Raw genomic sequence first — 7303 nt, forward strand, 5'->3', positions numbered from 1 at the left:
ATCAGTTCGAGAGGATTGATGTGTCTGTTCTTCTGGGTCACTTCGAACATCAGCTCCTTGTCGATGCGGCCGATGACGTACCCTTTCTTGATCTTTTTCCCCTCTTTGATCGTCGGTGCGATTTTGTCCATTTTCGCATAGATCGTGTGGAGATTGTTTCGGTGCTCGATGATGACCACGTTGCCCAGCATCGGAGTCTGTTTGGCGAAAACCACCCGGCCGTTGAGCACGTTCTTGACCTTGACGTTCTTTTTGTAAGGCTGCAGCGTGACCGATTCGTTGAAGATCTTTATCTTGTAGATCGGATCGGTGTAGGGACCGAACTTTTTCACGACTTTCGCTTTACCCACAGGTGAAATCGTCTTTTTGCCGCGGTAGCGGCCGATGGCGTGCTTCTGATAGGAAGAGCCGATGGTACGGACGTTGAGCTTGTCTCCGCTCGCGATGGCCCTGCTGGTGGAGCGCGATCGCTTCTTCTTCGCTTTTTCGATCTCTCTTTTCTTCAGAATATTTAGCCTCGCGAGAGTTCTGCGCAGATCGCTCTCCTCCTTCTGAAGTTTTTCGAGCCGTTTCTGGTAGGCTTTCTTCTCCTGCTCGAGGCTCGCCAGTACTTTTTTCCGCCGTTTTTTCTCTTTTTCCGCGGTTTCACGCTTTCTCTTCAGACGCTCGATCATGTTTCTGATACGTTTCGCCTCTTTGGTGAGAGATTCGCTCTCCCTGACCGTTTTCAGATAGGAGCTTTCCATGGATTTGAGCCGTTCGTTGTCCGATTTGATCAGGGCGGTGAGAACTTCCGCTTCCACGACGTCATCGGGTGACTGGATTCCTTTTTCACGTTTTATCTCTTCGAGTATGTAGCGGTTGGCCAGCAGGTCGATGAGCATCTTCTCCTGCTCCGCTTTCGTTTTGTCGAGTGTCTGCGAACTCTTTTCGATCTCTTTGAGGCGTTTTTCCCCCTCCTGCAGCAAAACGGAGTTTACGGCTATCTCTTTTTCGGAGGTTTTGATGACGAGATCGAGCTGTTCGAGCTTCTTCTGGTTCGCCGCGATCTGCCGGGCGATCTGGGCCAGTTTCCGGTCCATGTTGGCGTAGCTGCTTTTGGTGCTTGCCAGTTTCTGCCGGGAGCTTTTGATCTTTTTGTCGATCGATCCGGCGTAGAAGGGCGTGACGAGAACCAGACACATCAAAATCCATCTCAGCAGTTTCATACGCATCCGATCTACAGCTCCTCCCTGAAGCGGACGACGACCCACGTGGCGCAAAAGAGCGCGATACCGAATCCCGCGGCGGCCAGATAGGCGAGATCGTCGAACCGCAGCAGCAGCGACCCGTCGATACCCATCTCGTCCAGGACCTCTTTGACCCGCGTATCGGACATCACGTAGAGCATTCCCGTCGCCACCAGAGCGACGGCGATCAGGGCATCCACGAACGCCAGACGGAAAAGCACGCCGCTTCTGAGCCAGACCGGCGCGCCGAAAAGCGCCATGATCTGCATCCGCTCCTTGTGCTCCAGCTGCCAGATCACCATCTGTTTCATCACCAGCAGAAAACCTATCAGACCCAGCATCGCGCCGAAGATATAGAAGTTGCTCTTCATGAAAAGAAGCATGGCGTAGAGCCTATCGTGCACCTTTTCGAAGATCTGCACCCGTTTGACCCCTTTGATATCCAGCAGATCCCTTCGGAGTTTTTCGAGACTCTTTTTGTCCGGATAGTGGAGCAGTTTGAGGGTGTAGAAGGCCGGTACAATCGCTTTGATCTTTTCGATGTTCTCTTTGCTGATCTGTTTTCTGATGCGCCTGAGCACGCTTTCCGAATCGACCGGTTCCACCGATTTGACGAGCGGGTTGGCCTTTTCGATCCGGCTGACATCCACCTTTTTGTCGGCCACCACGATGACGGTGTACTGCTCCTGGAGTCTGGTCTCGTAGTTTTTCAGCACCCTGTCGAAGACCAGCATGTACTCGATGGCGAAAAGGATGGCGAAGAGCGGGAGAATGAGCCCGAGATGGTTTCTAACGAATGTCATAGATCACTCCGTTTTCGATCATCAGATGGCGGTAGTCGGCATTGATCATCTCGGGGATGTGGTGCGTCACGACGACCACGGTGGTCTCCAGCTCCTCGTTGGCGCGCTCGAGCAGCTCCCATACCACCTGCGACGAATAGTCGTCCAGGTTACCCGTGGGCTCGTCGGCCAGGATCAGAAAGGGGTTGTGCGCCAGAGCCCTCGCCATCGCGACACGCTGCTGCTCGCCGCCGGAGAGTTCCATCGGAAACTTGTCGGACTTGTGGGAGAGTTTGACATGGTTGAGAAGCTTGACGGCCTGGGCGCGGCAGACATCTTTCGGAAAACCGGCGATGATGAGCGGGAGCATCACGTTTTTCTCCACCGTCCACTCTTTGATCAGTTTGTAGTCCTGAAAAACGATACCGATGTGGCGTCTGAGCTTGTAGAGTTTGGAGCTGGAGATCGAGCGCATGTCGATCCCGCCCACGTTCAGATCGCCGCCGGAGATCTCCATCCCGCCGTACATCGAACGCAGCAGTGTCGATTTGCCGCTTCCGCTCGCCCCGGTGATGAAAACGAACTGGTTGGTCTCCACCCTGAAGGTGGCGTTCCTGATGACCGGTTCGTGCCGGGGATAGGCGAGTTTGAGGTTTTTCGCTTCTATGACGTTGCGCATAGCCAGTCCTTGAGTTTACGGTGTGCGTCGAAATTGGTCCGCGTCGCCACCGGTTCGTGTGGATAGTAGGTCGCTCTTCCCTCTTTGATCAGGAGAAATTTGTGTTCCGGACGGTCGAAACTTCCCAGAGAGACACGGATGAGACCCTCTTCCCCGCCGATGGCGTAAAATCTCTCCACATGGACGAAAAAATCCTCTTCGATCCACGCTTTTTCGGGTCTTTTCTCGAAGAGTTTCCGCACCGACGGCGCGCAGGGGAAAGAGAAGTCGGCGGCAAGTTCCCTCTCTTTGGAGATTTCGAGGGCTTCGACACGTATCTCGTAGATATCTTTTTCCTGCCTGAGCCAGCGCTCTTCGTATTTGCTTCTGACGGCCGCTTCGCCGTTTTTTTCGAGTGTCAGGCGCACACGTTCGGGCTTCGTGAAGACCTCCATCGCGTAGCGGAAATAGTTGTCGCTGTCGGTTCGAAGCTCCAGCGTCCCTCCCGGTTTCAGCACCCGCATCGCTTCCGCCGTGAAGGCGTCGGAGATGACACGGCGGTGGGGCTTCTTGTCCCAGGGCACGGGGAAGTGGACGAAAATGCGTTCGACACGGTTGCTGGGAAGAAGTTCCATGAAAAGACGGGCGTCGTAGTCGATGACCCAGACGTTCTGCAGACCCTCCAGGTCGACGCGGCGCATCACCTGCTCGAGAGAGGGGCGGTGGATCTCGAGTCCGATCAGATGGACTTCGGGATGCGCTTTGGCCTGATGGATCAGATGGCGACCGCTGCCGAATCCGACCTCGATCCAGAGCGGTTTGTCGGGAAGGTCGGCCGGATCGAAGTCTGCGATCTCCTTGAGGGAAGGAAGCGGCTCTTTCAGCTTCGCCTGCTCCACGTTGGCGATGTTGGAATACAGAACGGTCGGTTTACAGTGGGTGATGTAGGCCTGAAGGGCTTTTTTGATCAGCGCGTTGGGCGAGGGACGGGAGATCTTCTCCGCCTTGATCAGGACAGAGTCCCCTTTGGGTTTGACCTGCAGAAGAAAAGGGACGCCGGAGACCTCGACACCCAGCAGTCCTTCGCCGCGATGTTCGAGATTTTCCGCGTACCACGCAAACCGCACTCCCTCTCTTTCGAAAGGGATCTCGGCACAGCTGAAGGTGTCGATGCGAATATGCGGCATGAAACTTCGTTACTTCTCTTCGGTTTTCGCGATGTAGAGTTCGACCGGCTTGGAGGGTTCCGACTCGATGCCGTTTTTGTCGATGGCGACGATCCGGTAGGTGTACTTGATGCCGGGGGCCATCGTCTTGTCGACGAACTTCGTTCCGTAGATGTTCGTGAAGACTTTCTCTTTTTTGCTCAACCCTTCCCAGTGGGTCCGGATGACGTTGTATTTTTCAGCGCGGTCGTCGATGGGCGTCCAGGTGATGATCGCCTGGTTGAAGGCGATTTTGGCCGCCGTGATCGCCGGCGGAGAGGGCTTGGCGAGTGTCGAGCCGATCACCGGAGCGTCGGGCATCGGGCTCTCCAGGCCGTCTTTGTCCACCGCCGTCACTTTGTAGTAGTAGATCTTGCCGTCTTCGGGAACGTGGTCTTCGAAGCTGGTCCCTTCGGTCTTGGCGCGATAGCTGTAAAATCCGATCTCGAAAGGCGCCCGGTAGATCTTGTAGTAGACCACGTCGGGAGTCGGGCTAGCCTTCCACTCGAGATGGATCGTCTTGGGAAGATCGTGCGATGCAGAAAGATGGCCGGGCATCTGCGGAAGCGGCTTGGTGATCGCTTTCACAGGGGTGCTCGGTTCGGAAACGAGGCCGTTGCAGAGTTTCACCCGGACGCGGTAGATGTAGACTTCTCCGTCACCGAGTTTTTTGTCCATATACTCCGCGCTCAGACGGTTTTTGATTTCGGCGATCTTTTTCCACTCGTTCGGTTTCGAGACCGACGCCCGCTCGACGATGTAGCCGACCACACGCAGATCCTGATGGGGGCGCCAGATCAGTTTGATGCGGTTGGGCAGATCGGTGATGGCGCGCACGAAGCTGACGGAGTGGATCATCGGCGCGGTCTTGACACGCACAGGGGCCGACTGCTTCGACTCGTAGCCCTCTTTGTCGTAGGTCGACATCTGGTAGATGTACTCCGTATCGGGCGTCAGTTTCGTATCGACGTAATGGGTGCTGTAGCGGTCCTTGATCTGGGCGATACGTTTGAGTTTCTTCTCTTCGCTGTTGGGATCGAGGCGGTAGAGGCGGTACCCTTCGATCTTCATCGACGGCACCATCTGCCACTCCAGGCCCACCGCCGTCATGCTGCTGATGCTTCTGATCGACTCGACGGTCGGAAGATCGGCTTTGACCTGCGGAGCCTGCTGCGTGATCGTTTTAGTGGAACATCCTGTCGCAATGATCGCCAAAACGCCGTAGAAAATTGCACGGATCCAAAATTTCATCCAGTTTCTCCTTTTCGAAAAGGCTCTCGAGAACTTCCCGCATATCCTGCGGTATCGGTGCTACAAACTGCATCGTTTCGCCGGTTTTGGGATGGTCGAGATAGAGTATGTACGCGTGTAGCAAAATACGTTGGATTATATTGTTTTTGCTCTTAAAACCGTATAAACCATCCCCGACGATATGGCGGTTCAACGAAGCCAGATGGACCCGGATCTGATGGGTCCGGCCGGTGTAGAGTTTCGCGCCGATCAGTTCGTAGCGTTCTTTTTCGCTCTCGAGAAGTTTTTCGAAACGGGTTCTGGCCGCCTTTCCGCCGGAGACGATGCCCATTTTCAGACGGTTCGCCGGATTTCGTCCGATCGGCCCCTCCACGATCCCGGACGCTTTGAGCGGCAGGTCGACCAGCGCGATGTAGTACCGCCCCATCGACTTCTCCTGCAGCTGCGCCGAGAGCTTCTCGTGGGCCGCGTTGTTCTTGGCCACGACCATGGCGCCGCTGGTCTCCTTGTCGAGACGGTGGACGATGCCGTGACGCTCCTCGCCGCTGATCGTCGAGAGGTTGATCCCTTTGGCTTTGAGCCAGTCGACCAGAGTCGGCTCTTTGACGCTTGGAGCCGGATGGACCACCAGGCCGGAGGGTTTGTTGATGACGAGGATGTCGTCATCTTCGTAGATGACCGGGACGTCGAAATCGACGGCCTGCGCCTCGTAGTCGGGCTCCTCGGGAATCGTGTAGCGTATCTTTTCGGCGGGTGAGACTTTGTAGCCCGCTTTCCTGACGGTCCTGCCGCCGACTTCGACGAATCCTTTTTTGATCAGCTGTTCGACCTGGTTCCTCGATCCGCCTATATGGCGGTGCAGAAACCTGTCGAGACGTTCGCTACTGTCGGCGGTCAAGACTTCCGTTAATCTCTCTTTTTTCATTGGTAGGGTACAATTTCCTGAATTATTTACAAGTATAGGCGGCGGATTTTTGGCATGAAACACAGACTTATGTTCGACAGGCGCATTTTAACACATTTCGATTTTTTCTTGATCCTCCTGATTCTGCCGCTCATCGTCATCTCTTTGACGCTGGTCAAGGAGATCAGCCCCGCACTTTTCAAAAAAGAGCTTTTCTACATCGGGCTCGGTTTCGTCGTCTTTTTCCTCTTTTTCCTGATACCCTGGCGCTCGCTGCGCTGGCTCATCCCCTTTTTCTACTGGACCACGATTCTGCTGCTTCTGAGCGTCGACTTTTTCGGGGTCACCAAGCTGGGCGCCCAGCGGTGGCTGCAGATCCCTTTCATCGGCCTGACCATCCAGCCTTCCGAGCTTTTCAAGCCGGCATTCCTGCTGATGCTGGGCCATCTGATCCAGGAGAACCCCCCGCCCCGGGAGGGATACGGCCTCCGGGATTTTCTGAAGTTCTCCTTCTATATCCTGCTCCCTTTCGTCCTCATCGCCAAAGAGCCCGACCTCGGCACGGCCCTGGTGCTGCTCATCATCGGATACGGGGTCCTCTTTCTCGTCGGCGTCCACTGGAAGATATGGGCCGGCATCGCCATCACGCTGGCCGTAGCCGCCCCCTTTCTCTACTCCAACCTCCACGACTACCAGAAAAAGAGGATCCACGACTTTCTGGCCGAAAAACCGAGCTACCACGTGCAGCAGTCGATCATCGCCATCGGATCGGGCGGCATGACCGGCAAACCGAAGGAAGAGGCGACGCAGACCCAGCTGAAGTTTCTGCCCATCGCTTCGAGCGACTTCATCTTCGCCTACTACGTGGAGCGCTTCGGTTTCACGGGCGCGGCCATACTGATCCTGCTCTACGCGCTGCTGGTCTTGCACATCCTGAGTCTGGGGATGCACGCCAGAGGCGACTACTTCATCCAGGTCACCGCCTACGGGATCGCCTTTCTGATCTTCGTCTACACCAGCGTCAACATCCTCATGACCATCGGTCTGGCCCCCGTCGTCGGCGTGCCTCTGCCGCTTCTGAGCCACGGCGGCAGCAGTTTCATCAACTTCATGGTCCTTTTCGGCATCCTGGAAAATTTTATTGCTTTTCGGTTCAATTTTCTGTATAATTCCGGCTCTAAAGTGACCTTTCTTTAGGGCCAATAGCTCAGTTGGTTAGAGCATCCGGCTCATAACCGGATGGTCCCAGGTTCGAGTCCTGGTTGGCCCACCAC

At 55.4% G+C, this 7303-nt stretch carries 7 protein-coding genes and 1 tRNA gene; 2 read left to right on the forward strand and 6 right to left on the reverse strand.

Annotation, left to right across the window (positions count from 1 at the left end; all coding sequences use genetic code 11):
• The 6 genes from Q1K23_RS06360 to Q1K23_RS06385 form a co-directional block, all read right to left on the reverse strand.
• The coding region (locus tag Q1K23_RS06360; protein ID WP_300363307.1) for a peptidoglycan DD-metalloendopeptidase family protein at positions 1-1208 on the reverse strand (1208 nt) is incomplete at its 3' end.
• 11 nt (positions 1209-1219) lie between these two features.
• Positions 1220-2032 (reverse strand): FtsX-like permease family protein, encoded by an 813-nt coding sequence (locus Q1K23_RS06365; protein WP_300363308.1) that lies wholly within the window; start codon positions 2030-2032, stop codon positions 1220-1222.
• Positions 2019-2690: an ABC transporter ATP-binding protein gene (locus tag Q1K23_RS06370; protein ID WP_300363309.1), complete on the reverse strand. Its 672-nt coding sequence runs from the start codon at positions 2688-2690 to the stop codon at positions 2019-2021. Before Q1K23_RS06370 ends, Q1K23_RS06365 begins: the two co-directional genes overlap by 14 nt.
• Positions 2675-3856: a tRNA (guanosine(46)-N7)-methyltransferase TrmB gene (trmB, locus tag Q1K23_RS06375; protein WP_300363310.1), complete on the reverse strand. Its 1182-nt coding sequence runs from the start codon at positions 3854-3856 to the stop codon at positions 2675-2677. The genes Q1K23_RS06370 and trmB overlap by 16 nt, the downstream gene beginning before the upstream one ends.
• A 9-nt stretch (positions 3857-3865) precedes the next feature.
• Positions 3866-5125 (reverse strand): hypothetical protein, encoded by a 1260-nt coding sequence (locus Q1K23_RS06380; protein WP_300363311.1) that lies wholly within the window; start codon positions 5123-5125, stop codon positions 3866-3868.
• Positions 5058-6050, reverse strand: a complete 993-nt coding sequence (locus Q1K23_RS06385; protein ID WP_300363312.1) for an RluA family pseudouridine synthase — start codon at positions 6048-6050, stop codon at positions 5058-5060. The genes Q1K23_RS06380 and Q1K23_RS06385 overlap by 68 nt, the downstream gene beginning before the upstream one ends.
• Positions 6051-6104: 54 nt before the next feature.
• Here Q1K23_RS06385 and Q1K23_RS06390 point away from each other — a divergent pair, with 54 nt between their 5' ends.
• Together Q1K23_RS06390 and Q1K23_RS06395 are read left to right on the forward strand one after the other, a co-directional pair.
• Positions 6105-7226, forward strand: a complete 1122-nt coding sequence (locus Q1K23_RS06390) for an FtsW/RodA/SpoVE family cell cycle protein (RefSeq protein ID WP_300363313.1) — start codon at positions 6105-6107, stop codon at positions 7224-7226.
• Positions 7226-7302: transfer RNA gene (locus Q1K23_RS06395), tRNA-Ile, on the forward strand. Before Q1K23_RS06390 ends, Q1K23_RS06395 begins: the two co-directional genes overlap by 1 nt.
• The last annotated feature ends 1 nt before the right edge of the window (position 7303 follow it).

It is taken from the genome of Hydrogenimonas sp., from assembly GCF_029933015.1.
Taxonomy (GTDB): domain Bacteria; phylum Campylobacterota; class Campylobacteria; order Campylobacterales; family Hydrogenimonadaceae; genus Hydrogenimonas.

Excerpts from the sequence above, each read along its gene's own strand:
- Q1K23_RS06385 (WP_300363312.1), bottom strand. The coding sequence starts at position 6,050 with ATGAAAAAAGAGAGATTAACGGAAGTCTTGACCGCCGACAGTAGCGAA.
- Q1K23_RS06390 (WP_300363313.1), top strand. The coding sequence starts at position 6,105 with ATGAAACACAGACTTATGTTCGACAGGCGCATTTTAACACATTTCGAT.
- Q1K23_RS06365 (WP_300363308.1), bottom strand. The coding sequence starts at position 2,032 with ATGACATTCGTTAGAAACCATCTCGGGCTCATTCTCCCGCTCTTCGCC.
- trmB (WP_300363310.1), bottom strand. The coding sequence starts at position 3,856 with ATGCCGCATATTCGCATCGACACCTTCAGCTGTGCCGAGATCCCTTTC.
- Q1K23_RS06370 (WP_300363309.1), bottom strand. The coding sequence starts at position 2,690 with ATGCGCAACGTCATAGAAGCGAAAAACCTCAAACTCGCCTATCCCCGG.
- Q1K23_RS06380 (WP_300363311.1), bottom strand. The coding sequence starts at position 5,125 with ATGAAATTTTGGATCCGTGCAATTTTCTACGGCGTTTTGGCGATCATT.